Source organism: Phenylobacterium sp. GW823-FHT02A09 (genome assembly GCF_058797775.1).
In genome coordinates this window covers 529,832-554,011 of the sequence record NZ_JBXAJZ010000004.1, presented here as the reverse complement: position 1 = coordinate 554,011, position 24,180 = coordinate 529,832, and the positions used below count along the sequence as shown (strand labels likewise).

24 protein-coding genes are annotated in these 24,180 nt (G+C 68.6%); 16 read left to right on the top strand and 8 right to left on the bottom strand.

What is annotated here, in order from left to right; all coding sequences use genetic code 11:
- Window positions 1-60: 60 nt before the first annotated feature.
- Together AC1Q87_RS19200 and carA are read left to right on the top strand one after the other, a co-directional pair.
- Complete coding sequence (locus tag AC1Q87_RS19200) at window positions 61-1,173, top strand: response regulator (RefSeq protein WP_492610433.1); 1,113 nt, start codon at window positions 61-63, stop codon at window positions 1,171-1,173.
- Between the two features lie 166 nt (window positions 1,174-1,339).
- On the top strand, window positions 1,340-2,512 hold the full coding sequence (carA, locus tag AC1Q87_RS19195; RefSeq protein WP_492610432.1) for a glutamine-hydrolyzing carbamoyl-phosphate synthase small subunit: 1,173 nt from the start codon (window positions 1,340-1,342) through the stop codon (window positions 2,510-2,512).
- Window positions 2,513-2,558: 46 nt separating this feature from the next.
- Here carA and AC1Q87_RS19190 read toward each other — a convergent pair whose 3' ends face one another.
- The 3 genes from AC1Q87_RS19190 to AC1Q87_RS19180 all read right to left on the bottom strand — a co-directional run bounded on the left by AC1Q87_RS19190 (window position 2,559) and on the right by AC1Q87_RS19180 (window position 4,346).
- Window positions 2,559-3,029: a YbjN domain-containing protein gene (locus AC1Q87_RS19190; RefSeq protein ID WP_492610431.1), complete on the bottom strand. Its 471-nt coding sequence runs from the start codon at window positions 3,027-3,029 to the stop codon at window positions 2,559-2,561.
- A gap of 67 nt (window positions 3,030-3,096) precedes the next feature.
- On the bottom strand, window positions 3,097-3,822 hold the full coding sequence (locus AC1Q87_RS19185) for an anti-sigma factor (RefSeq protein ID WP_492610430.1): 726 nt from the start codon (window positions 3,820-3,822) through the stop codon (window positions 3,097-3,099).
- Window positions 3,819-4,346 (bottom strand): sigma-70 family RNA polymerase sigma factor, encoded by a 528-nt coding sequence (locus AC1Q87_RS19180; protein ID WP_492610429.1) that lies wholly within the window; start codon window positions 4,344-4,346, stop codon window positions 3,819-3,821. The genes AC1Q87_RS19185 and AC1Q87_RS19180 overlap by 4 nt, the downstream gene beginning before the upstream one ends.
- A 755-nt stretch (window positions 4,347-5,101) precedes the next feature.
- Here AC1Q87_RS19180 and AC1Q87_RS19175 point away from each other — a divergent pair.
- Together AC1Q87_RS19175 and carB are read left to right on the top strand one after the other, a co-directional pair.
- A complete protein-coding gene (locus tag AC1Q87_RS19175; RefSeq protein WP_183774102.1) occupies window positions 5,102-5,308 on the top strand; it encodes a cold-shock protein in 207 nt (68 codons plus the stop codon).
- A 237-nt stretch (window positions 5,309-5,545) separates the two neighbouring features.
- Window positions 5,546-8,836, top strand: coding sequence for a carbamoyl-phosphate synthase large subunit (carB, locus tag AC1Q87_RS19170; protein WP_492610428.1), 3,291 nt, complete (start codon window positions 5,546-5,548; stop codon window positions 8,834-8,836).
- Window positions 8,837-8,927: 91 nt separating this feature from the next.
- Here the strand turns inward: carB and AC1Q87_RS19165 are convergent, their stop codons facing one another.
- Window positions 8,928-9,686: a DUF1444 domain-containing protein gene (locus tag AC1Q87_RS19165; protein ID WP_492610427.1), complete on the bottom strand. Its 759-nt coding sequence runs from the start codon at window positions 9,684-9,686 to the stop codon at window positions 8,928-8,930.
- Between the two features lie 339 nt (window positions 9,687-10,025).
- Here AC1Q87_RS19165 and AC1Q87_RS19160 point away from each other — a divergent pair, with 339 nt between their 5' ends.
- Complete coding sequence (locus tag AC1Q87_RS19160; RefSeq protein ID WP_267233302.1) at window positions 10,026-10,190, top strand: hypothetical protein; 165 nt, start codon at window positions 10,026-10,028, stop codon at window positions 10,188-10,190.
- Window positions 10,191-10,222: 32 nt separating this feature from the next.
- On the opposite strand, the gene AC1Q87_RS19155 is transcribed toward AC1Q87_RS19160, so the two are convergent.
- Entirely contained in the window at window positions 10,223-10,741 is a 519-nt protein-coding gene (locus AC1Q87_RS19155; protein ID WP_492610426.1) for a GNAT family N-acetyltransferase, read from the bottom strand.
- 103 nt (window positions 10,742-10,844) lie between these two features.
- On the opposite strand from AC1Q87_RS19155, the gene AC1Q87_RS19150 reads away from it, so the two are divergent.
- The 8 genes from AC1Q87_RS19150 to AC1Q87_RS19115 all read left to right on the top strand — a co-directional run bounded on the left by AC1Q87_RS19150 (window position 10,845) and on the right by AC1Q87_RS19115 (window position 17,866).
- A complete protein-coding gene (locus tag AC1Q87_RS19150) occupies window positions 10,845-11,642 on the top strand; it encodes an SDR family NAD(P)-dependent oxidoreductase (protein WP_492610425.1) in 798 nt (265 codons plus the stop codon).
- A 61-nt stretch (window positions 11,643-11,703) separates the two neighbouring features.
- Window positions 11,704-12,204 (top strand): P-loop nucleotide/nucleoside kinase family protein, encoded by a 501-nt coding sequence (locus AC1Q87_RS19145; RefSeq protein WP_492610424.1) that lies wholly within the window; start codon window positions 11,704-11,706, stop codon window positions 12,202-12,204.
- A gap of 173 nt (window positions 12,205-12,377) precedes the next feature.
- Entirely contained in the window at window positions 12,378-12,851 is a 474-nt protein-coding gene (gene greA, locus AC1Q87_RS19140; RefSeq protein ID WP_492610423.1) for a transcription elongation factor GreA, read from the top strand.
- A gap of 17 nt (window positions 12,852-12,868) precedes the next feature.
- On the top strand, window positions 12,869-13,864 hold the full coding sequence (locus tag AC1Q87_RS19135; RefSeq protein WP_492610422.1) for a mitochondrial fission ELM1 family protein: 996 nt from the start codon (window positions 12,869-12,871) through the stop codon (window positions 13,862-13,864).
- A 4-nt stretch (window positions 13,865-13,868) separates the two neighbouring features.
- Window positions 13,869-14,300 (top strand): GNAT family N-acetyltransferase, encoded by a 432-nt coding sequence (locus AC1Q87_RS19130; RefSeq protein ID WP_492610421.1) that lies wholly within the window; start codon window positions 13,869-13,871, stop codon window positions 14,298-14,300.
- Between the two features lie 48 nt (window positions 14,301-14,348).
- On the top strand, window positions 14,349-15,404 hold the full coding sequence (gene pseG / locus AC1Q87_RS19125) for a UDP-2,4-diacetamido-2,4,6-trideoxy-beta-L-altropyranose hydrolase (RefSeq protein WP_492610420.1): 1,056 nt from the start codon (window positions 14,349-14,351) through the stop codon (window positions 15,402-15,404).
- Window positions 15,405-15,480: 76 nt separating this feature from the next.
- Window positions 15,481-16,488, top strand: a complete 1,008-nt coding sequence (gene trxB / locus AC1Q87_RS19120; RefSeq protein ID WP_492610419.1) for a thioredoxin-disulfide reductase — start codon at window positions 15,481-15,483, stop codon at window positions 16,486-16,488.
- Window positions 16,489-16,567: 79 nt separating this feature from the next.
- On the top strand, window positions 16,568-17,866 hold the full coding sequence (locus AC1Q87_RS19115) for a UDP-N-acetylglucosamine 1-carboxyvinyltransferase (RefSeq protein ID WP_492610418.1): 1,299 nt from the start codon (window positions 16,568-16,570) through the stop codon (window positions 17,864-17,866).
- Window positions 17,867-17,994: 128 nt separating this feature from the next.
- Here the strand turns inward: AC1Q87_RS19115 and AC1Q87_RS19110 are convergent, their stop codons facing one another.
- Window positions 17,995-18,504: a hypothetical protein gene (locus tag AC1Q87_RS19110; RefSeq protein WP_492610417.1), complete on the bottom strand. Its 510-nt coding sequence runs from the start codon at window positions 18,502-18,504 to the stop codon at window positions 17,995-17,997.
- Between the two features lie 129 nt (window positions 18,505-18,633).
- Here AC1Q87_RS19110 and AC1Q87_RS19105 point away from each other — a divergent pair, with 129 nt between their 5' ends.
- The 3 genes from AC1Q87_RS19105 to AC1Q87_RS19095 are packed head-to-tail and all read left to right on the top strand — an operon-like array spanning window position 18,634 to window position 22,097.
- The gene (locus tag AC1Q87_RS19105) at window positions 18,634-20,367 is read left to right on the top strand and encodes an N-acyl-D-amino-acid deacylase family protein (protein WP_492610416.1); all 1,734 of its coding nucleotides are present in this window, start codon (window positions 18,634-18,636) and stop codon (window positions 20,365-20,367) included.
- A gap of 21 nt (window positions 20,368-20,388) precedes the next feature.
- On the top strand, window positions 20,389-20,886 hold the full coding sequence (locus AC1Q87_RS19100; RefSeq protein ID WP_492610415.1) for a GNAT family N-acetyltransferase: 498 nt from the start codon (window positions 20,389-20,391) through the stop codon (window positions 20,884-20,886).
- A 53-nt stretch (window positions 20,887-20,939) separates the two neighbouring features.
- Window positions 20,940-22,097: a Gfo/Idh/MocA family protein gene (locus AC1Q87_RS19095; RefSeq protein WP_492610414.1), complete on the top strand. Its 1,158-nt coding sequence runs from the start codon at window positions 20,940-20,942 to the stop codon at window positions 22,095-22,097.
- On the opposite strand, the gene AC1Q87_RS19090 is transcribed toward AC1Q87_RS19095, so the two are convergent.
- Window positions 22,073-22,852 (bottom strand): PIG-L deacetylase family protein, encoded by a 780-nt coding sequence (locus tag AC1Q87_RS19090; RefSeq protein ID WP_492610413.1) that lies wholly within the window; start codon window positions 22,850-22,852, stop codon window positions 22,073-22,075. The two genes, AC1Q87_RS19095 and AC1Q87_RS19090, sit on opposite strands and share 25 nt — an antisense overlap.
- An 11-nt stretch (window positions 22,853-22,863) precedes the next feature.
- A complete protein-coding gene (locus AC1Q87_RS19085) occupies window positions 22,864-24,099 on the bottom strand; it encodes a cell wall hydrolase (RefSeq protein ID WP_492610412.1) in 1,236 nt (411 codons plus the stop codon).
- Between the last annotated feature and the right edge of the window lie 81 nt (window positions 24,100-24,180).

The following is a 24,180-nucleotide window of genomic DNA, read 5'->3' as shown; positions in this document are numbered from 1 at the left end:
CGTGGCCGCGGGGCGATCGGCGTCTCATGAGCTCCTTGGGGCGAATCGTCGGGGAGCGGGATGCCGAGGGTCGGGCTTCGGGAACGGATCGCACGCCTGCTGGGCGGGCGGGCGCTGGCCGCGGCCAACGCCCAGGCCGAGGTCGCCGGCCAGCGGCTGCGCGAGGCGCTCGACCTGCTGCCCGAAGGCATCGTCTTCCTCGACGCCGACGGCCGCTACCTGCTCTGGAACAAGCGCTACGCCGAAATCTACCACCGCTCGGCGGACCTGTTCTCGTCGCAAGTCACGCTGGCCGACACCCTGCGCACGGGCGTGGCGCGCGGCGACTATCCGGACGCCGTCGGCCGCGAGGAAGAATGGCTGGCCGCGCGCCTGCACAAGCTCAAGAACCCGACCGGCGAGCGGCACGAGCAGCGGCTGTCCGACGGCCGCTGGCTGATGATCGAAGAGCGTCGCACCGCCGACGGCGGGGTGATCGGCCTGCGGGTCGACATCACCCAGATGAAGCGCCAGGCCGCCGCCCTCGAGGACGCCCTGCACCGGGCCGAGGTCGCCAGCCGCGCCAAGACCGAGTTCGTCGCCGACATGAGCCACGAACTGCGCACCCCGCTGAACGGCGTGCTTGGCCTGATCGCAGCCCTGGAGCGCACGACGCTCAGCGACGCGCAGCGCGGTCTCGTGGCCGACATCCAGGGATCGGCCCGCCAGCTCGACCGGCTGGTCGGCGGCCTGCTCGACTATGGCGACGCCGCGCACGAGGCGGACGCCGCCCAGGCGCCGATCCAGGACGGCGAGGCCCCGCCCCTGCGCATCCTGGCCGCCGACGACAATCCGACCAATCGCAAGGTGCTGGAGCTGATGCTGGGCGCGGCCGGCGCAGAGGTGACCAGCGTCGAGAACGGCGAACAGGCCGTCGAGGCCTGGCGGCGCGGCGGCTTCGACCTGGTGCTGATGGACCTGCGCATGCCGGTGATGGACGGCTTGACCGCCATCCGCGCGATCCGCAAGGCCGAGGGGCCCGGCCTGCCACGCGCGCCGATCATCGTGATCAGCGCCAACACCTCGCCGGACGACCTGAAGTCGTCGACCGAGGCGGGCGCCGACCGACATATCGGCAAGCCCGTGCGCGCCGACGCCCTGTTCGAAGCCATCTCGGGCGTGCTGACCACCTGACGGCGAGCGCGAAACGCGCCCGATTGCTGGCGCGCCGCATTGACCCGCCCGGCGCGAGTCAGTAGGTACCCGGCCGTTTGCCGATACATGCGGACAGTTGAAGAACGGGCGGGGTTCACCCTGACCCGTCTTTTTGCGAGCATGCCCCCTCAGATGGAGACGCCAGATGACTGTTGAACTGCTCCCGGGTGTCACGGGCGTTCTGGTTCTCGCCAATGGAACCGTGTTGCAAGGCGTCGGCGTCGGCGCGACCGGCGATGCGGTCGGCGAGGTCTGCTTCAACACCGCCATGACCGGCTACCAGGAGATCCTTACGGACCCCTCCTACATGTCGCAGATCGTGGCCTTCACCTTCCCGCACATGGGCAATGTCGGGGTCAACGTCGAGGACATCGAGCAGATGTCCGGTTCGGCCGAAACCGCGGCGCGCGGCGCGATCTTCCGCGACGTGCCCACCGCCCCGGCCAACTGGCGCGCCGACGGCGACCTGGACGGCTGGATGAAGCGCCGCGGCGTCATCGGCCTGGCCGGCGTCGACACCCGCGCCCTCACCCGCTCGATCCGCGAGAACGGCATGCCGCACGGCGTCATCGCCCACTCGCCGACCGGCGAATTCGACATTCCCGCCCTGATCGAAAAGGCCAAGGCCTGGGCCGGTCTGGAAGGCCTGGACCTGGCCAAGGACGCCTCCTGCCTGCAGCCTTTCGTCTATGACGAGGGCCTGTGGGATTGGCCCGAGGGCTACGCCAAGCCGGCTTCGGAGCCGAAGTACGAGGTCGTGGTCCTGGACTACGGCGTGAAGCGCAACATCCTGCGCGCCCTCACCTCGATCGGCGCCCGCGTCACCGTCGTCCCGGCCAAGACCAGCGCCGAGGACGTGTTGGCGCGCAAGCCGGACGGCGTGCTGCTGTCCAACGGCCCGGGCGACCCGGCCGCGACCGGCGAATACGCCGTGCCGGAAATCAAGAAGCTGGTGGAAAGCGGCGTGCCGGTGTTCGGCATCTGCCTGGGCCACCAGATGATGGCCCGCGCCCTGGGCGCCAAGACCGTCAAGATGGACCAGGGCCACCACGGCGCGAACCATCCGGTCAAGGACGTCACCACCGGCAAGGTCGAGATCGTCTCGATGAACCACGGCTTCACGGTCGACCGCGACAGCCTGCCCGAGCCGGTGATCGAAACCCACGTCTCGCTGTTCGACGGCACCAACGCCGGCATCGCCCTGAAGGACAAGCCGGTGTTCAGCGTCCAACACCACCCGGAGGCGTCTCCGGGCCCGACGGACTCGCTCTACCTGTTCGAGCGCTTCGCCGGGTACATGGACGCGGCGAAGAAGTAGGCGAAATAGACGAAAGGCCGGCGCCCAGGCGCCGGCCTTTCTCGTTCTACCACCCGATGTGTTCCTTGATGTCGGGCAGGAAGCTCAGCCAGACGCTGAAATTGTCGTCCAGGGCCGCGCGCGTGCCGCCGGGGCTGACATTGATGTCGTAGGTGAACCAGGGGTCGCCCTCGTCGTCGATGTAGCAGTCGACGTAGCGCTTGGCCGAGTTCCACTCGTTCGCCTTCTCGGCGTTGAGCTTTTGCTTCACGTTGAAAGCGGCGACCATCTGCATTGAGGCGCAGCGGCCTTCGCGGCAGTCGTTGGGATAGACCTCGAAGCTGACGCCCTCGGCCGAGCTCGAGATGTAGCCCTCGCCGTCGTCCTTCTTGAGCTCGGCCTTGTAGCCGCTCTCCAACAGCCAGGACTGCATCTCCTTCAGGGTCATGCCGTCCTTGTGCAGTTCGGGGGCCGCCGACGCCGCGCCGCCCGACAGCAGCAGGACCGCAGCGCTCGCCGCAAGCAGACTCGTTCTCATCGACTAGAAACCTCTCAACTGGACGTGGAGCATAGGGCGCTTCGCCCGCCCCGCGCCAGCCGGGCCGCTAGAGACGCGCCAGCTTGCCGACCGCCGCCACCGGGCCCGAGGGTCCTTCCTGATGCGAACCGCCGCGCGGTTCGACCGTCACCGCCAGCGAGACGCCTTCGGTGGTCATGTCCGCCATCGGCTCGGGCATCGGCATCGCCTTGGATGCCCCCGGATCGATCAGGCCCAGCGAGCGCGGCTTGCCGTCGGCCGGAATGAGCCAAAGCTCGTGGCTGTGGTCGGGATCGGCGCCCGGCGGCACCAGCGAAGCCACCAGGATCGACTTCCGTTCCGGGTCGTAGGCGGCCAGGAACAGCGGTTGTCCGCCGTCGCTCATCAGCCGCGCGTTCATCATCGGCCCCATTGGCGGCCGCGGCTGGGTGATCACCTCCGGCGGCCGGGCGGCCAGGAACACCACCGCCGCGAGACTGGCGGCCGTCACCGCCAGCGAGCCGAGCGTCGCCGCGCGCCAGAACCGCAGCCGCCGCCGCACGCCCTGGGCGTTGTCGTTGGCCGCCAGCATCCGCTCGATCCGCAGCCACAGGCCGGCCGGCGCCGACACCGGCGCGATCTCCTCGGCCAGCGGCGCGAGGCGCGCGCGCCAAGCCAGCACGTCGGCGGCGAAAGCCGGGTCGCGGGCCATGCGCTGTTCGGCGGCCGCCCTTTCGTGCGCGGTGAGCACGCCCAGCGCATGTTCGGCCGCCAGGGCTTCGTCGTCGGGGAGTTCGGGACCGATGTCGCTCATCGCTCCAGACACCCCCGCAGTTTCAGGAGCCCGCGCCGGATCCAGCTCTTCACCGTGCCGAGCGGCTCGTCCAGCCGCCGGGCCAGGGCCTCGTAGGTAAGCCCCTCGAAAAAGGCCGTGCGGATCGCGCCCTGGGTTCGCGCATCCAGCTCGTCGAGGCAGCGGGCCAACGCCTGGCCGGCCTGGGCCGTCTCCAGCAAGGCCTCCGCCCCGGGCGCCTCGTCTTCGATCTGCAAGTCTTCGACGGGATCGGCATAGGCGAGCGGTCCGCGGGCGCGCAGGCGGTCGATGGCGCGGTTGCGGGCGATGGTGGATATCCACGCCATGACGCTCGCACGCTCCGCCTCGTAGCGGTCGGCGCGACGCCAAATCGTGAGATAAACCTCCTGAAGCACGTCTTCGCTCTCGTCCTTGTCGGAGAGGATACGCAGGCAGACGCCGAATAGCTTCGCGGACGTGGCGTCATAGAGCCGACGCATCGCCGCACGATCGCCCGTCGCGATCTGCGACATCAGGTCGGCCAAGGGGTCGGAGGAGGCTATCGCTGGCAATCCCAAACCGTGCTTATCGGCGAAGCTGCCTGACTCCCGTTCGCAAGGAAAGGGTTCAGGCGGCCCCGGACCTTCACTCCAGCACAACACAGTAGCGCCGGCGTGACAGCGAGGATCGAGTGCGTCGCGCCGACGCGCCGCGCAGCACTCGACCTTCGAGGTCCGAGTAATCGCCTGAGGTCAGTACAGTTCCGCCCATCGGGAACCGCCGCGCCGCTGTTGCCTCTACGACACGCAACTCGAAACTTGAAAGCCTCGCGCGCTGCGCCGTCCCACCTGTATTTTCGTATGAAACGCCCCCGGAGCCGAGCACGACGTCGATAATGACCGTTGACCTTGGTCCGCCCCCGGCGTCGGCGACAGCGTCATGGCTCGCCGGGCAAGGGCGCGCAATTCTACTCAAGCGGGAGATGGGGGGCGGGATCGAAGACTTTCAGACCGAGAGCTGACGCTGGCCCGACATTGTCGCATTCGGCCATCTCTGCTTACAGTTTCGTACGTCGCCCTGTGGATCGTTCGCCTGTCGGGCGGGAGAGCGCCGTTCCATGGATCGCCTTGCGGGGGCTCCGGAAGCGCGCTAACGTCAGGCTGTCAAACTCGTATGGTTCGGCTGATTTTCGACGCTCCACATTCCGGCGCACCGAACCTGCTCTCCGACCCTCCCGAAATTTGATGCGTGACTCAAAAGGCTTGGGTTGCGGAACGACTTACCCAAGGACGACACTTCTATGGCTACCGGCACTGTTAAATGGTTCAACGGAACCAAGGGCTATGGCTTCATCCAACCCGACGATGGCGGCGCGGACATCTTCGTTCACATCTCGGCCGTTGAACGCGCCGGACTCCGCAGCCTGAACGAAGGCCAAAAGATCACCTACGAACTCGAGCAGGACCGTCGCAGCGGCAAGATGGCCGCCGGCAACCTGCAAGTCTAAGCGGTTCCGCAAACGGCCTCCGGGCCCTTGCATCGAAACGGCTGCGGGCCGGCGGAAACGCCGGCCCGTTTTCGTTGGGACGCCCGCGCTTCGCCGCGCTGGGCCCGCCTGCGGCGAGATTGCCGCCATCGCCGCTTGCGTGCGAGCGACTCCGTCTCTAAACGGCCCCCTTAACCTGCAGATTGACCGGGACCGGGCGCGCTTGAAGAGTGCGACCGCCCATGCGCGCGAGTGGACATGCCGAAACGCACTGACATCTCCTCGATCCTCATCATCGGCGCCGGGCCGATCGTGATCGGCCAGGCCTGTGAGTTCGACTACTCAGGCGTCCAGGCCTGTAAGGCGCTGCGCGCCGAGGGCTACCGCATCGTGCTGGTCAATTCGAACCCGGCCACGATCATGACCGACCCGGACGTGGCCGACGCCACGTACATCGAGCCGATCACCCCGGAGATGGTCGAGAAGATCATCGCCAAGGAGCGCCCCGACGCGCTGCTGCCGACCATGGGCGGCCAAACCGCGCTGAACACCGCGCTGGCGCTCGAGGCCTCCGGCGCGCTGGCCAAGTACGGCGTCGAGATGATCGGCGCCAAGGCCGAGGTCATCGACAAGGCCGAGGACCGTCAGAAGTTCCGCGACGCCATGGACAAGCTGGGCCTCGAGAGCCCGAAGTCCAAGGCCGCCCACTCGATGGACGAAGCCATGGAGGGCCTGGAGTTCGTCGGCCTGCCGGCGATTATCCGTCCGTCCTTCACCCTGGCCGGCACCGGCGGCGGCATCGCCTACAATGTCGAGGAATTCAAAGAGATCGTCGAACGCGGTCTCGACCTGTCCCCCACCACCGAGGTCCTCATCGAGGAAAGCGTGCTGGGCTGGAAGGAGTACGAGATGGAGGTCGTCCGCGACAAGGCGGACAACTGCATCATCGTCTGCTCCATCGAGAACATCGACCCGATGGGCGTGCACACCGGCGACTCCATCACCGTCGCCCCGGCCCTGACGCTGACCGACAAGGAATACCAGCGCATGCGGGCGGCCTCGATCGCCGTGCTGCGCGAGATCGGCGTCGAGACCGGCGGCTCGAACGTGCAGTTCGCCGTGAACCCGGCCGACGGCCGCATGGTCGTCATCGAGATGAACCCGCGGGTGTCGCGCTCGTCGGCGCTGGCCTCGAAGGCCACCGGCTTCCCGATCGCCAAGGTCGCCGCGCGCCTGGCCGTCGGCTACACCCTCGACGAGCTGATGAACGACATCACCGGCGCGACCCCGGCCTCGTTCGAGCCCAGCATCGACTACGTCGTCACCAAGATCCCGCGCTTCGCCTTTGAAAAGTACCCGGGTTCCGAGCCGACCCTGACCACCGCCATGAAGTCGGTGGGTGAAGTCATGGCCATCGGCCGGACCTTCGCCGAGAGCCTGCAGAAGGCCCTGCGCGGCCTTGAGACCGGCCTGACCGGGCTGGACGAGGTCGAGATCGAAGGCGCCCACGACGCCGAGACCGGCCGCGCCGCGGTGATCCGCGCCCTGGGCCAGCCGACCCCGGACCGCCTGCTGGTGATCGCCCAAGCGTTCCGCCACGGGCTGAGCGTCGAGGAGGTCAATGCGGCCTGCTCGTACGAGCCGTGGTTCCTGCGCCAGCTGCAGACCCTGATCCAGGCGGAGGCCGCGATCCGCGACCGCGGCCTGCCGGGCACGGCCGCCGAATTCCGGGCCGTGAAGGCCCAGGGCTTCTCCGACGCGCGCCTGGCCAAGCTGACCCACACCACCGAGGCCGAGGTCCGCGAACAGCGCCGCGCCCATGGCGTGCGCCCGGTGTTCAAGCGCATCGACAGCTGCGCGGGCGAGTTCCGCGCCGCCACGCCGTACATGTACTCGACCTACGAGACCGGCGTGCTCGGCCAGATCCCCGAGTGCGAGAGCGAGCCGAGCGATCGCAAGAAGGCGATCATCCTGGGCGGCGGCCCGAACCGGATCGGCCAGGGCATCGAGTTCGACTACTGCTGCTGCCATGCGGCCTTCGCCCTCGCGGACATCGGGGTGGAGTCGATCATGGTCAACTGCAATCCCGAGACCGTCTCGACCGACTACGACACCTCCGACCGCCTGTACTTCGAGCCGCTGACGGCCGAGGACGTGCTGGAGCTGATCGCGGTCGAGCAGGCCCGCGGGACCCTGCTGGGCGTCATCGTCCAGTTCGGCGGCCAGACCCCGCTGAAGCTGGCCAAGCCGCTGGAAGACGCTGGCATCCCGATCCTGGGCACCTCGCCCGACGCCATCGACCTGGCCGAGGACCGCGAGCGCTTCCAGCAGCTGCTGCACAAGCTGAAGATCGCCCAGCCGATCAACGCCATCGCCCGCTCGCGCGACGAAGCCTTCGCCGGAGCGCACAAGGTCGGCTATCCGATCGTCATCCGCCCCTCCTACGTGCTGGGCGGCCGCGCGATGGAGATCATCCGCGACGACGAGCAGCTCGAGCGCTACGTCAACACCGCCGTGCAGGTGTCGGGCGACAGCCCGGTGCTGATCGACCAGTACCTGAGCCGCGCCACCGAGGTGGACGTCGACGCCCTGTGCGACGACGCCGGCCAGGTGTTCGTCGCCGGCGTGATGGAGCACATCGAGGAAGCCGGCGTGCACTCGGGCGACAGCGCCTGCTCGCTGCCGCCGTTCTCGCTGAAGCCGGAAACCATCGCCGAGCTGAAGCGCCAGACCGAGGCCATGGCCCGCGCCCTGGAAGTGCGCGGCCTGATGAACGTGCAGTTCGCGATCGAGGAGCCGCACTCCGACAATCCGCGCATCTACGTGCTGGAAGTGAACCCGCGCGCCAGCCGCACGGTGCCGTTCGTCGCCAAGACCATCGGCCAGCCGCTGGCCTCGATCGCCGCCAAGCTGATGGCCGGCGAGAAGCTCGCCAGCTTCAACCTGACCGAAAAGCCCTACGACCACGTCGCGGTGAAGGAGGCGGTCTTCCCGTTCGCCCGCTTCGCTGGCGTCGACACGGTGCTGGGCCCGGAAATGCGCTCGACCGGCGAGGTCATGGGCCTGGACTGGATCCGCCCGGGCGAGACCAACGGCGCGGCCTTCGCCCGCGCCTTCGCCAAGAGCCAGCTCGGCGGCGGCGTGAAGCTGCCCAAGACCGGCAAGGTGTTCGTCTCGGTGAAGGACGCCGACAAGCCCTGGATCCTCGAGCCGGTGAAGCTGCTGCTGAGCCAAGGCTTCAAGGTCGTCGCGACGGCCGGCACCGGCGGCTACCTGGCCGAACAGGGTCTGGAAGTCGAGCAGGTGAAGAAGGTGCTGGAAGGTCGCCCGCACATCGTCGACGCGATGAAGAACGGCGAGATTCAGCTGGTCTTCAACACCACCGAGGGCAAGCAGTCGCTGGCCGACAGCTTCGAAATCCGCCGCACGGCGCTGATGATGAAGACGCCCTACTTCACGACTGCCGCCGGCGCGCTGGCCGCGGCTCAGGCCATCGTCGCGACCGTCGAGGACACCCTCGACGTGCGTCCGCTGCAAAGCTACGCCTGATCGGGATCAGCTGGTGGGCGGTTCTGCGACCGTCCACCGCCCCTCGCGGCAGGCGATGACCTTGCCGGAAAACCGATCGGGGTTCGTGGCCTCATAGCGCGCCAGGTTCCAAAAGGCCCACGTGGTTTGCGGCTCCGTGTCCGCCGGCATGATGAAGAAGTGGCGCGCCAGGACCAGCAGCGGCCGGCCGTTCGCCCCCTGAGCGCAGGCCGAGGGCAACAACAGTGAACTGGGCGCCAGCCCGCTCTCGCTGTTGACGGCGATAAGCCCCGGAGCCTCTTCCATAGGCCCGACGTCCAAGCCCAATCCGCTCCTGCAGGTTCTCACGAGCCCGCGCCCAGGCCTGCTCTTCGCTTAGGCCAAGCGTCTGAAGAACGTCCACGGTGGCGTAGCTGATCGACTCCTCGCTATCGATCGCCAGCACCTGAACGAGATCACCGACGAACGGTCGGGTGATCAATTCACCGCGCCTCGTCACCCCGATTTCGACGTCGTGTCCGGCCGGTCGCAGGATCGCCACCAGCCGCTCTGCGTCAGCGACGACGTCGCCTTCGCGAAGCGTGGCGATCAGGGCGCCGGCGATCAGATCCTGGGCCTCTGGCGCGCGCAGATATTCGACGTAGGCGGTTTTGAGAGAGAGCCGCACAGCTACGTCCCCCGGCTGGACGACTTCGACCGTGTCATTGTCGATGCGCGTGAACTGCGCGCCGGGCAGCGCCTGCTGGCCGTAGCCGATGAAGAACTCACGGAACGCCTTCGGCGACATCTCCGCATCGGCGCTCTCGGCGCCGCGAGCACAGCCCAGCAACACCGCGGCGAACGCCAGAACGAGCACGAACCTCGGCGCCATCGCGTCCTCCCCCAAGATCGCTTGCCAGAACAAACAGTGATCAACTGGAGATGTCAAACACCAAGCGTTGCGGGGGCCTCGCCCCTCCAATTCCCACTCGCACGCGACGGCGTGGCTGTGCGAGCGCCTCGCAACCTCAAGTTTGTGAACGACTTAGCGGAAATTGCTGATTGACCGGCGTCCGTTGCAGGCGCAACCTCAGAGCGTCGCCTTGCTGTACGCAGGCGCAAAGTGGGCGCGTTCCGGCGGCCCCTGATGACCAGCCGGTCGGCCCCCATGGGCGCCTGTCGCAGTTGGGCGAGGACGTGTCCTCTGTCTCAGTGTGCGAAGGGAAACGCCATGCAATCCGGACACCACGAAGGTGAGGTCCACCATCACAAGAACAAGCATCTGCTGGAGCGCTTCGAGGGGTACACAGACCTTATCGTCGTGGGTCTGATCATCGCTCTTGGTGCGGCCATGCTGATTGGCCTGCTCACGGCCAACGGCAAGGTCACCTGGTAGGACGCCAACCCTAATCGCGAGTACGGCGCCGGTCAGAGGGCTCTAGCCAGGACCAGGTCGTCGTACTCGTTGGCGCCCACGCGGAACTTGCGCACGCCCGCCTCGACATAGCCCTGGCGCGCATAGAAGGCGATCGCCCGCGAGTTGCCGCCGAACACCCCCAGCAGCATGCGGGTGAATCCCGCTTGCCCGGCGCACTCCAGCGCCGTCGCCATCAGCCGGCCGCCCAGGCCCGTGCCGTGGAAGCGGTTGAGCAGGTAGATGCGCTTCAGTTCGACATCGCCCTCTCCCGTCGCCACCGGCAGGTCCGGCGGCGTCAGAGCCGCATAGCCGACCGGCGCGCCGCCCTCGTCCATCTCCGCCAACCACAGGCGATAGCCGGGCTTGGCCAGCCATTGCCCATAGAGCGCCTCGCCGTGCTGGGTGCGGCAGTGGCTGAGGATGTCGCTGGCCGGCAGGACGCCCGCATAGGTCTCCAGGAACGTCGCCTGACCGACCAGCGCCAGGGCCGCCTCGTCGCCCGGTACGCAGGGACGAATGGTGATCGACATACCGATACTCCGAATCTCTGACTGGCGTCGGAGGCTGGCCTCTATCGCCGAGCTAGGCTAGGCGTAGCAAAACTAAACAACGATCACTTAGGGAGTCGAAAGCATGGCCGGTCGGGTCGAAGGTAAGGTTGCGCTGGTCACCGGCGGGGCGAGCGGGATCGGCCGCGGCTGCGCCGAACGGCTGGCGCAGGAAGGCGCGACGATCGTCGTCACCGACCTGCAGGACGAGAAGGGCGCCCAGACGGTCGAGGCCATCAAGGCGATGGGCGGCAAGGCCAGCTACCTGCACCACGACGTCACCTCCGAGCAGGCCTGGATCGACGTCGTCGCCGCGGTGAAGGCCGCGCACGGCCGGCTCGACATCCTGGTCAACAACGCCGGCATCGGCATCGGCGGCTCGGTGCTGACCATGACCCTCGCCGACTTCCAGAAGCAGACCGCGGTCAATCTCGACGGCGTCTTCCTGGGCGTGAAGCACTCGATCCCGCTGATGCGCGAGAACGGCGGCGGCTCGATCATCAACATGTCGTCGGTCGCCGGCCTGAAGGGCTCGGCGATCCTGGCCGGCTACTGCGCCACCAAGGGCGGCGTGCGGCTGTTCACCAAGGCCGTGGCCATGGAATGCGCCGCGGCTAAGGACGGCGTGCGGGTGAACTCGGTCCATCCGGGCATCATCGAGACCCCGATCTGGGACACCATCGTCGGCACCGGCGAGGTCGGCGACAACGCCCGCCCTCCGCGCGGCGCGGCGCTGGACGCCATGAGCGCGGAGGGCGTGCCGCTGGGCGTGAAGGGCTATCCCGAGGACATCGCCAACGGCGTGCTTTGGCTGGCGTCGGACGAAAGCCGCTACGTCACCGGGGCCGAGTTGGTCATCGACGGCGGCCTGTCGGTGAAATAGCCGCGCCCGCCACGCCTCTTGGGCGTTTCCGCGCTCGCGGAAATGCTCTAGGGGGCGGGGCATGACCGCCACGCTTCACGTCGTCTACGGCCCCTCGGGCGCCGGAAAGTCCACCTACGCCAAGGAACTGGCCCGGCGCGAGCCGGCGGTCCACTTCGCGATCGACGACTGGATGGCGCGGCTGTTCGCCGCCGACATGCCCGAGCCGATCGAGTACCACTGGATGATGGAGCGGGTCGAACGCTGCGAGGCCCAGATCTGGTCGACGGCGGCCGGCGTCATCGCCGCCGGCACGTCGGTGGTGCTCGACCTCGGCCTGCTGCGCCGATCCGACCGCGCCCGGGTGGCCGAGATCGCCCAGGCCGTCGAGTTGCCGCTGCAGTTCCATTTCGTGACCGCGCCGGCCGACGTGCGCCGCGCACGGGTGCTGGAGCGCAGCGTCGTTCGCGGCGAGACCTTCTCCATCGGCGTGACGCCGGAGATGTTCGACTTCATCGAGGGCGTCTTCGAGGCCCCCGACACCAAGGAACTGCAAGGCGCGATCGTCTCGGAAAGCGGCTGACGACAAAGCGTCCTGCACGCTTCTCAACAGCTTTCGAACTGACCTCCTGGGGCCGCCTGCCGGCGCGCCCTTGAGTTTTTGTGCTGCGACATCTAATCTCTACCCCCCCGGACGCCTGCGCCCGCGGCCGGCCAACGAACTCCCAAAAGGGCGAATCCGAGTCCTCATCCACGATGGAAAAAGTCCCGATGACCGCCGAGGGCTGGCAAGCCCTCGACGATGAACTGAAGCGTTTGAAGACCGCCGAGCGACCCGCCGTGATCGCTGCGATCGCGGAAGCGCGCTCGCATGGCGACCTCTCCGAGAATGCCGAGTACCACGCCGCTAAGGAGCGGCAAGGCTGGATCGAAGGCCAGATCGCCGAGATCGAAGACCGGATGGCCCGCGCCCAGGTCATCGACGTATCCAAGCTGTCCGGCACCCAGGTGAAATTCGGAGCCACCGTCTCGGTGGTCGACGAAGACACCGAGGAAGAAGCCCGCTACCAGATCGTCGGCGAACACGAAGCCGACGTGAAGCAAGGCAAGATCTCCATCGTCTCGCCGCTGGCCCGCGCCATGATCGGCAAGGAAACCGGCGACGTCGTCGAGGTGAACACTCCCGGCGGCGGCAAGGCCTACGAGATCCTCAAAGTCGAGTGGCTCTAGGCTCCGGGATTCCCGGCTTGTCAGCATCAAACCCGACGCCCGCCGCGCCACTCGTCATCTGGGCGGTGTCGGACGGGCGCGCGGGCATTGAGGCCCAGGTCGTCGGCCTGGCCAATGCGATCGCGCGCAAGCGATCGGCGCGGATCGTCGTCAAGCAGATCGGCTGGAAGAGCTGGATCGGCCGCCTGCCCTGGTGGCTGACCCTCTTTCCGCGCCGGCTGCTGACCCCGCAAAGCGACATCGCCCCGCCGTGGCCCGACATCTGGATCGCCGCCGGCCGCGCGACCCTGCCGCTGTCCATCCGCGTGCGGCGCTGGTCCGGGCGCAAGACCTACGTGGTCCAGGTCCAGGATCCGCGCATGCCGACCCGGCTGTTCGATCTGGTCATCCCGCCCAAACACGACCGGCTGGACGGCGACAACGTCTTCTCGATCACCGGTTCGCCGGGGCGAGTGAACGCCGAGCGCATGGCCGCCGACCTGCAGCGGTTCCAGGCCCAGCTCGACGCCCTGCCGCGTCCGCGCGTGGCGGTGATCATCGGCGGCAAGTCGAAGGCCCACGACATCTCGCCCGAGCGCGCCGCCGCCATGGCTAGAGAGATCGAGCTGCCGGTCGTCCAGGAAGGCGGCTCGGTGATGGTCAGCTTCACCCGCCGCACGCCCGATCCGGCCAAGAACATCCTCGAGGCGCGGCTTAAGCACCTGCCCGGCGTGATCTGGAACGGCGAAGGCGACAATCCCTACTTCGCCTACCTGGCGGCGGCCGACTACATCCTGGTCACCGAGGACTCGACCAACCTGGCCACTGACGCGGCGTCGACCGGCAAGCCGGTGTTCGTGATGAAGATGGACGGCGAGAGCCTGAAGTTCCGGCTGTTCCACGAAGACCTGGAACGCCTGGGCGCGGCCCGGCCGTTCGGCGGCGCCTTCCACCGCTGGACCTACGAACCGCTGGCCGAGACCGAGCGGGCGGCCGACGAGGTGTTGCGCCGCTTCGACGCGCGCAGGGTCTAGGGCCATGGTCGTCTCGATCCGCCTGGCCGGAGCCGACGACGCCGATATCGCCCTGTCGATCGACCCCACCGCCGCGACCAGCCCTCACCGCGCCGACTGGCTGCGCCGCGCGTTCGCCGGTGAGCACGGGCGGGTCGCGCGGCTGGCCCTGCTGGACGGCGCACCGGCCGGCTTCGCCGTGACGGGCTGGTTCTTCAGCAACCCCTTTCTCGACCTGATCGTCACCGACGCGCGCCTGCAACGCCGCGGCGTCGCCAGCGCGCTGCTGGACGAGATCGAACAGGCGCACGCCGCCCAAAAGCTGTTCGTCTCGACCAACGTGTCGAACACGATCATGCGCAGACTGCTGCCGGCCCGCGGCTACCTCCCGGCCGGGCAGGTCGATCATCTTGATCCCGGCGACCCGGAACTGTTCTTCGTGCGCCTGCCGCGCTGAGCCGCGCCCCTTTCCAAGCCGCGGGTTTCGGCGTCCCATGGTTGCAAGATGATTCTGCGGCCTCGCATCCTCTTCATCGCCAACGCCGGCCCGGCGGTCGGCGGCGGACATGTGATGCGCTCGCTCAGCCTGGCGAGGGCGCTTGGCGAACACGGCGCCGAATGCGTGTTCCTGGCCCCGCCGGTCGTCGCCGGCATTCTCGACGCCTTCGCCCCGGACATGAGCCGCGAAGAAGTCGCCTCCATCGCCGCCGCCGACTTGCCCGCCGCCGTCGCCGGCCTGGCCTTCGACGCGGTCGTGTTCGACCACTACGGCCTGCAACGCGTCGATCACCAGTTCATCGCCCAGGGACGCCCGACGCTCGTCATCGACGACCTCGCCGACCGTCCGCTCGCCGCCGACATCGTGCTGGACTCCGGCCCGGCGCGGACCGAGGCCGACTACGCGGCCCTGACCGAAGGCGCCCGCCTGCTGCTGGGCCCCCGCTATGCGCCGCTGCGGCCGGAGTTCGCGGCCCTGCGAGAGGCGGCGATCGCCCGGCGCGGCGGCCCGGTGGAGCGCGTGCTGGTCGCGCTTGGCCTGACCGATGTCGGGGGCGTCACCTCGCGGGTGCTCGACCGGCTGCGTCAGCGCAACGGACACCTGGCCTTCGACGTGGTGCTGGGCGCCGACGCCCCCAGCCTGCCGGGCCTCACCCGCGTGGCGGCGCACGACCCGCGCGTCACCCTGCACGTCGACGCCCAGGACATGGCCCGCCTGACGCTGGAGGCCGACGTCGCGTTCGGCGCCGGCGGATCGACCACCTGGGAGCGCTGCACCCTAGGCCTGCCCTCGGTGCTGGTGGTGCTGGCCGAGAACCAGCGGCCGGCCGCCCGGGCCCTGGCTGATCGCGACGCCGCCCTGGTGGTCGACGCCGAAGATGAGGACTTCGCCGCCGCCTTCGACCGGGCCGCGGTGCGCCTGCTCAGCGACACCGCCACCCGCACGCGCCTGACCGCGGCCAGTCTGGAGCTCTGCGACGGACTTGGCGCGCAACGCGTGGCGGAGGCCTTGCTGGAGGTCATCTCGGCCCCGCGGCTGGCGGCGCGCGACCCCGGCGTCTGAGCCCTGCGGCGCGTGCGCTGACCGACCACGCCCGGCGCCTGTCGCAACCGCTCAGAATCTCCCCTACATAGACGCCATGTCGCAGAATGCTCCTCGCACCACCCGCTGCCTCGTCCTGGGTTCCGGCCCAGCCGGCTACACCGCCGCCATCTACGCCGCGCGCGCGCTGCTCAAACCCGTGCTGATCGCCGGCATCCAGCCGGGCGGCCAGTTGACCATCACCACCGACGTGGAGAACTATCCGGGCTTCGCCGACGTCATCCAGGGTCCCTGGCTGATGGAGCAGATGCAGGCCCAGGCCGCCCACGTCGGCACCGAGATCATCAACGACATCGTCATCAAGGCCGACCTCAGCCAGCGTCCGTTCCGCCTGGAATGCGACAGCGGCGACGTCTGGCTGGCCGAGACCCTGATCATCGCCACCGGCGCCCAGGCCAAGTGGCTCGGTCTCGACACCGAGCAGAAGTTCCAGGGCTTTGGCGTCTCTGCCTGCGCGACCTGCGACGGCTTCTTCTACCGCGGCAAGGAGGTCGTGGTGGTCGGCGGCGGCAACACCGCGGTCGAGGAAGCGCTGTTCCTGACCAACTTCGCCTCCAAGGTCACGGTCGTGCACCGCCGCGACGAGTTCCGCGCCGAGAAGATCCTGCAGGAACGCCTGTTCGCGCACCCGAAGATCGAGGTGATCTGGAACGTCGCCATCGACGAAGTCGTCGGCACGACCGAGCCCCTGGGCGTCACCGGCGTGAAGCTGAAGGACATCAAGACCGGCGAGGTCCGTGAGATCGCGGCCGACGGCGTGTTCATCGCCATCGGTCACGCACCGGCCTCCGAACTGTTCAAGGGCCAGCTCGAGATGGACGGCTCGGGCTACCTCAAGGTCGTCCCCGGCAGCGCCGCCACCGCGATCAAGGGCGTCTACGCCGCCGGCGACGTGACCGATGACGTCTATCGCCAGGCCGTCACCGCCGCGGGCATGGGCTGCATGGCCGCGCTGGAAGCTGTAAGACTGCTGGCTGAAGAAGACCACGAAAAGGCCCAGCACCCGATCAGCCATCATGAGGCCCAGCGCATCGGCGCCTGGTGACCTCTGAGAGCATCGACGACATCAACTTAGCGGGCGGCCGAGCGCCGCCCCTGCCCTAGAGACGAGGCCACGCGCCGCCATGACGAACCTGATCGTGCGAGGCGGCCGCGCCTTGCGTGGGACCATCACGCCCTCCGCCAACAAGAACGCCGTCCTGCCGGTGCTCTGCGCCACCCTGCTCAGCGACGAGCCGATCGTCCTGCACCGGGTGCCGGACATCACCGACGTGCGCAAGCTGCTGGATTTCTTTGGAAAGCTCGGTTCGTCGGTCGAGATGGACTACGCCACCGGGACACTGCGCCTGCACCACGGCCGCGACCTCGACCCCAAGGCCGCGCACCTGCCGCTCGGCATGCGCTCCTCGATCATGCTGATCCCGGCCCTGCTGCACCGCTTCGGGCGCGCCAGCCTGGAAGAGGACGTCACCGGCTGCACCCTCGGCTCGCGTGAGATCGATCCGCACATCGACGTCTTCAAGGCGTTCGGCGCCGAGGTGACCAGCGAGCCCGGCGCGACGGTCATCGCCGCGCCCAAGGGCTTCACCGCCACCCAGCACTGGCTGGACTACGCCTCGGTGACCACCACCGAGAATTTCGTGCTCTGCGCGGCCACCGCCAAGGGCCTGTCGCGGCTGACCAACTCGGCCTGCGAGCCGCACGTCCAGGAATTCTGCGAGTTCCTGGCCGGCATGGGCGCGCGCATCCAGGGGGTCGGCGGCTCGCGCCTGACCGTCTCGGGCGTCGACAGCCTGGGCGGCGTCGAGTTCACCTTCGCCGACGATTTCCACGAGGTCGCGACCTTCCTGGCCATGGGCGCGATCACCGGCGGCGAGATCGCCGTCCAGAACGGTTCGGTGGAACAGTTCCCGCTGCTGGACCGCACCTTCGCCAAGTTCGGCGTCGAGGTGACCCACGAGAACGGCTTCAGCCGCGCCCGCGTCGACGGCAAGCTCAAGGTCCGCGAGCCGTTCACATCGAACATCCTGACCAAGGTCGAGGCCGCGCCCTGGCCCTATGTGCCCGCCGATCTGCTGCCGATCTTCGTGGCGCTCGGCGTGCGCGCCGAAGGCCAGGTGATGTTCTGGAACAAGGTCTATGACGGCGCGCTCGGCTGGCACTCCGAACTGGGCAAGTTCGGCGCTCACGCCCTGCTCTGCGACCCGCACCGGCTGATCACCTGGGGCGGCAAGCCGCTGACCCCGGCGACGGTCGAAAGCCCTTACATCATCCGCGTGGCCATCGCGCTCTTCATGCTGGCCGCCAGCATCGAGGGCGAGAGCACCATCCTCAACGCCTCGCCGATCCAGCGCGCCCACCCGAAGTTCGTCGAGAACCTCAACGCGCTTGGCGCCGACGTCAGCTGGGTGGCGGGAGACTGAAGCATCCAGGCCCGTCATCCTCGGCCGCGTAAGCGTGCCGGGGATCCATACTCACTGACCTACAAATAGCCTCGCGCTTATGGATGGCCGGGACCTGTCGGCCCGGCCATGACGATCGGAGTAGAATTCTAGTTGTCCCGCTTGGCCTGGGCGTTCTTGTTCGCCTGCGAGACGCTTCCGACCTTGGCCGGCGCGACTTTCGATGCGGTCTTGCTGCTCTCGACCGCCTGCATCCCGCCGCTGGCGGTCTTGCCCGGCGACGGACGCGACGCGGCGCCGGCCGCGCGGCGCATGGCCAGGGCCTTCTTGGAGGCCTCGATGTGGGCGGCCCGAGCATCCTCGACCTGCACGCGATGGGCCTGCTTGTTCACCCGCTTCAGCGCGCTGGCGAAGACCTGCTTGCGCTCCTGAAGGTGCTCGGCCGTCCCGCTCCCGCGTGGCTCGCCCTTGCCGCGCACTTCGCGGACCTTCTGGCGGGCCAGCGTGCGTTCCTTGTCGCGCATGGCGCGCAGGCGCTTGCGCGTCTCGGCCAGATCCTTGGCGTCGAGCTCGGCGATGGCCGGATGGTGCGAGGCGCGGATCAGCTCGCCCTCTTCGTGGTTGAGCAGGCTGAGTTCACGGCGGTTGTTGATGGACATGGTCGCCCCTCTCGAGTTGCGCTGGTCTTATGGAACGCGCCCGACGGCGATGGGTTCAGGCCGCGCTCGCCTCTTGAGTGACGTGGGGTCACCGTACCTAGCCTTCCAAAAATTTCCTGGGAGGAAGCCATGTACGATCTGGTCATTCGGCGTGGTCTGGTGGTCGACGGCACGGGCTCTGCGCCCCGCCAGGCCGACGTTGCGGTATCCGGCGGCGTCATCGCCAAGGTCGGACAGGTGCCCGAGAAGGGCCGGCGCGAGATCGACGCCGACGGCCTGCTGGTCACGCCGGGCTGGGTCGACATCCACACCCACTACGACGGCCAGGTGACCTGGGACGCCTATCTCAGCCCATCCTGCTGGCACGGCGTCACCACCGTGGTGATGGGCAATTGCGGCGTCGGCTTCGCGCCCGCCCGGCCCGACCGCCACGAATGGCTGATCGGCATCATGGAAGCGGTCGAGGACATTCCCGGCTCGGCCCTGGCCGAGGGCATGAAGTGGGATTGGGAAACCTTCCCCGAATATCTCGACAGCCTGGACCGCAAGCCGCGCGTGCTCGACGTCGCCGCCCAGGCCCCGCACAGCGCCATCCGCGCCTATGTCATGGACGAGCGCGGCGCGCGCAACGAGGTCGCCACCCCCGAGGACATCGCCGAGATGGCCCGCATCACCCGCGAGGCGGTGCAGGCCGGCGCCCTGGGCTTTTCGACCTCCCGCACCGCCCTGCACCGGACCAAGGACGGCGAAGTGATCCCCGGCACCTTCGCCGGGGCCGACGAGATGATCGGCATCGGCCGCGCCTTGGGCGAGGCCGGACACGGCGTGTTCGAGCTGGCCTCGGACATGACCATTCCCGAGGACGAGTTCGCCTGGATGGCGGCTTTCGCCAAGGAGACCGGCCTGCCGGTCAACTACAGCCTGCTGCAGTCGCCGTTCCAGCCGAACAAGTGGCGCGACATGCTGGCCCTGACCGCCGAGGCCCAGGCGCAGGGCGCCAACATCAAGGCCGGCATCGCCTGCCGCCCAACCGGCATGGTGCTGGGCTGGCAGTCGACCGTGCACCCCTTCATCCGCAAGAGCGCCTACCGCGCCATCGCCGCCCTGCCCTTCGCCGAACGCCTGCAGCGCCTGCGCGATCCGGCGGTGCGCGAGGCCATCATCTCCGAGGTGACGCCCCAGGCGCCGGCCATGGGCGCCCTGCTCCAAGACTTCGGCAACATGTTCCGCCTGGAGCGGAACGGTCAGCTCGACTACGAGCCGCGCGCCGAGGACTCCGTGGCCGCCGAGGCCGCCCGCCAGGGCGCGACCCCGGAAGCGGTGGTCTATGACATGCTCATGGAGAACGACGGCGCCGGCTATATCTACCTGCCCTTGCTGAACTACGCCGAGCACAGCTTCGACCACATCGTCGAGATGATGCACGACCCGAACACGGTGCTCAGCCTGTCCGACGGCGGCGCGCACTGCGGGGTGATCTGCGACGCCAGCTTCCCGACCTACATGCTGACCTACTGGGTCCGCGACCGCGCCCGCGGCCAGCGCATGCCGCTCGAGAAGGTCGTGTCCATGCAGACCCGCGAAACCGCCCAGTTCTACGGCCTGAACGACCGCGGGATCATTGCGCCTGGCATGAAGGCCGACCTCAACGTGATCGACTTCGAGGCCCTGGCGATCCATGCCCCGGAGATGGTCTTCGACCTGCCCGCCGACGGCCGTCGGCTGATCCAGAAGGCCAGCGGCTATCGCGCCACCGTGGTCAGCGGCGTGGTCACCTTCGAGCACGGCGAGGCCACCGGCGAACTGCCCGGCAAGCTGATCCGCGGCCCGCAAGTCGCGCCGGCGGCGCTGGCGGCGGAATAGGACCGCGCCTATGCTCACGGCATGATCCGTCACGCCCGCCCCGCCGACCACGCCGCCATCCGCGAGATCATCGCCGCCGCCTTCGGGCAAGCAGACGAGGCCGATCTCGTCGAGAAGCTGCGCGCGGCTGGCGACGTGATGTTCGAGCTGGTCGAGGAGGAGAACGGCGAAGTCGTCGGTCACATCCTCTACAGCCGCCTGTGGGCCGACAGCGTGAACCTCTACGCCGCCCTGGCGCCGCTGGCCGTGCGGCCCGACCGCCAGCGGGACGGCGTCGGCAAGCGCCTGACCGCCGCCTCGATCGAGACCGCCAAGGACTTCGGCGCCCACGCTGTCATCGTGCTCGGCCACCCCGAGTACTATCCGAAGTTCGGCTTCAGCCGCGAAGCCGCCGCCAAGGTGAAGTCGCCCTACTCGGCCAGCCCCGCCTTCATGGCCCTGGCGCTCGAGGACGGCGCGCTCGATGCGCCGATCCTGGTCGCCTATCCCGATGCGTTCGGCGGCGGTGAAGGCCACTAGCGGACCGCCCCGCCCGCGCTAAGCTCACGCCGTCAGCTTTCTGGAAGGCGGCCATGAAAACCTACCGCATAGGCGTCGTCGGACTGGGCCAGCGCATCGCCCACGTGCTGGCCGCGATGAAGGAGGTCGGCTGGAGCCTGCAGGTCGCCGCCCACGTCGATCCGGCCCCGGTCGGCGCGCCGATCCTGGCCGAGGCCGGGATCGATCCGGGTCCCGCCCTCGCGGACGCCGCCGAACTGCTGGCCCAGGGCCCCTACGACCTGGTGATGATCGGCTCGCCCAACCATCTGCACTTCGAGCACATCAACCAGGCTCTCGACGCCGGCTGGCCGATCTTCGCCGAGAAGCCGATCGTGCGGACCCAGTCCGAAACCCTGGCCCTCGCCCATCGGCTCGCCGCCGGCGGCGGGCCCCCGCTCTATATCGGCCTGGTGATGCGCTCGATGTCGATCGTCCGCGAGGCCATCGCCCGCGTCGACGCCGGCCAGCTCGGCCAAGTGATCTCGATCGACGCCACCGAACACCTGCCGCCCGAGCACGGCGGCTACCTGGCCCGCAACTGGCGGCGCAAGCAGGCCTATGGCGGCTCCTACCTGCTCGACAAGGTCTGCCACGACTTCGATATCTTCGGTCGCCTGACGCGCTCCAGGCCGGCCAAGGTCGCCAGCTTCGGCGGCCGCGACATCTTCGTGCCCGACCGCGCCGGCCACTACGCCTACAGCGACGGCCAGCTGGCCTACGCGCTGCGCGACGCCGGCTGGGCGAGCGCCAACGACGCCTTCCACTCCGACATGGACGTCACCGACCACCAGAACGCCCTGGTCCAGTACGAGAACGGCGTGCGGCTGTCGTTCCACGCCAACAGCCACGTCGCCCTGCCCGAACGCCGCTGGTACGTGGCGGGGACCGAAGGCACCCTGATCGCCGATCTGGTCCGCAACAAGCTGATGGTCCGCCGCGCCATGGACCGCGGCAAGCCCGAGCGCATTGACTACGGCGACCGCACCGAGGACAGCCACAACGGCGCCGACCAGGCCATGGCCCGCGACCTGCTGGCGACCCTCGAGGGGCGCCAGGACTTCCCGGTGACGCCGTTCGAGTCGATGGAGGCCGGCCTCACCGTCATGGCCATCGACGAGGCGATGCAGACCGGCGACATGCTCGACTGCGGCCCGATGTGGGCCCGCTACGACGCCGCGCGCGGGGCCTGAGCCAAGGGCGTGAGCAGCCGCGCGCCCAGCATCTCCTGCAGCAGCGGTGTCCGCGGATAGGGATGGTGCCGATACTGGCGAAAGCCCTCGGCCAGGTCGGCGTCGAAGTCTCGCGCGCGCTTGCGGGTCCAAGCCTCCATCGAGGCCAGGTGATCGGGAATGTCGTGCTGGCGCGCCACCCAGGCGTCCTGACTGACATGACAGGCGAGCATCGCCGTCTTGGTCTCGAAGACGGCCGAGACGTCGGCCCCGAAGTCGGGAACCGTCCAGACGCCCTCGCGGTCGCGGCCGCCGATCGGATCCATGAAATAGAGGTGGGGAATGGCGTCCAGCGGCCGCGCCTCGCCGGTCGTATAGTTCGGCACCGACGCCGCGAAGCAGGCGTCGCGCACCAGCTGGCTCACCGCCTCGTGGTCGGGATGATAATCGGCCGGCGAAGCAGTGATCACCACATCCGCCTGCCCCCAGCGGATCAGCTCCGTCACCCGCCGGCGGGTCGGGTCGTCATTGAATACGCCGAGGTCCGGAACCCCGCCGCAGCGGTACTCCGCCCCGATCAGCGCTGCGGCCCGCGCCGCCTCGGCCTGTCGAATGCGCGAAGTTTCCGGCGGCGCGGTGGCCGTCGAGCCGAGATCCCCGCCGGTCACGGTGGCGATGCGGACCTGATGGCCGGCCGCGGCCAGCACCGCGAGCGTCCCGGCGCAAAGGGTTTCGATGTCGTCGGGGTGCGCGTGGATCGCGAGAACGGCGGTCATGACCGCCGAGCTTACTCCTGGAGCGCGCCTGCGCCAGTGTCCGGCGAGGTCTTGTGCGCGGGGGCGTCGGCCGCGCCGGCGTCGTCGTCCTTGGCTTCCATCGCCGCCAGCGAGCGGTTGATGTCCTGGATCTCCTGGGCGGTCGGCTTACGGCGCGGGGCGTAGAGCGTGCCCAGCACACGGGTCCGCTCCCCGCCCGTCGCCGAGGCGTCGGCGACGTTGTAGGTGCGAACCTCGCCGGCCACGGCCAGCGTCACCTGACGGCCGCCGCCGATGCCCTGCGTCTCAGGATCCAGCAGCCCATTGGTGCGCGCATCCAACCCGCCGAGGATCGCCGGCGAGATGAAGGCCTCGCCGCCGGCATAGCGGCCGGTGAAGGCCGGCGGCTCTCCCCAGGGGCCGGTCCAGCGGTAGAAGATGTGCAGCCCGACCTGCTTCATCTTGACCAGGGTCGGGGCCCAGTACGGGGCGACGTATTCGGCGTGATAGTGGGTCGCCGAGCCGACGGACTTGTTGACGTGGCCGGCCAGGGCCCGGCGGGCGACTTCCTGCGCCTGGCGCCACAGGCCCGCCTCGGGCGCGTAGCGTAGCGAGCCGTCGCAGGTGAAGCTGAACTGGCAGCCCGTCGTCCGCGCCGAGCCCTGATAGACCACGCCGCAGACCGACTTCGGATAGGCCGGATGGCGCACGCGGTTCAGCACGACCTGGGCCACCGCCTCCTGGCCGAGCCGCGGTTCGCGGGCGCTCTCGTAATAGACCGCCTCGGCCAGGCATTTCTGCGCCCGGTTCGCGTCCTGGCCGCCCGCGTGCAGCACGAACGGTCGCATGGGGCGGATCGGCAGCTTGGAGAACGCCCGCATGGCGTTGATCTCCTCGGCCGTCTCCACCGACGTCGTGTCGAGGCCGAGATCGGGAATTTTCGAGATGTCGAGACTGGTCCAGCCGACGGTCCGCCCCCAGGGGTCGGCCTGGCGCGTCAGCGGATCATGCCGCTTGGCCAGTGCCAGCATCGCCGGGTCCATGTCGGCGGTCAGCCGGGTCAGGCCACGGTGTGAAAAGGTCCGGGCTACCTGAGCCAGCCCCTGCGACCTCCCATCGTTGCCGTCGGCGTAGCGGGGATTCACGCAGGCGAGCAAGATCACCGCCAACCCGCAGGTCGTCGCCAGGGCCGCAATCAGGCCACGCTGGGAGATGATCTGCGACAGCGGCAGTGGCGAGGTCCCAATCTGTTTCAGCGCCGGCTCCATGCAGCCGGAAACTGGCAAGATAGGGGCCAAACCCGCCAAGATCGAGTGTTGCACCCATGCGCTCAGGCTCGCATGGTCCTG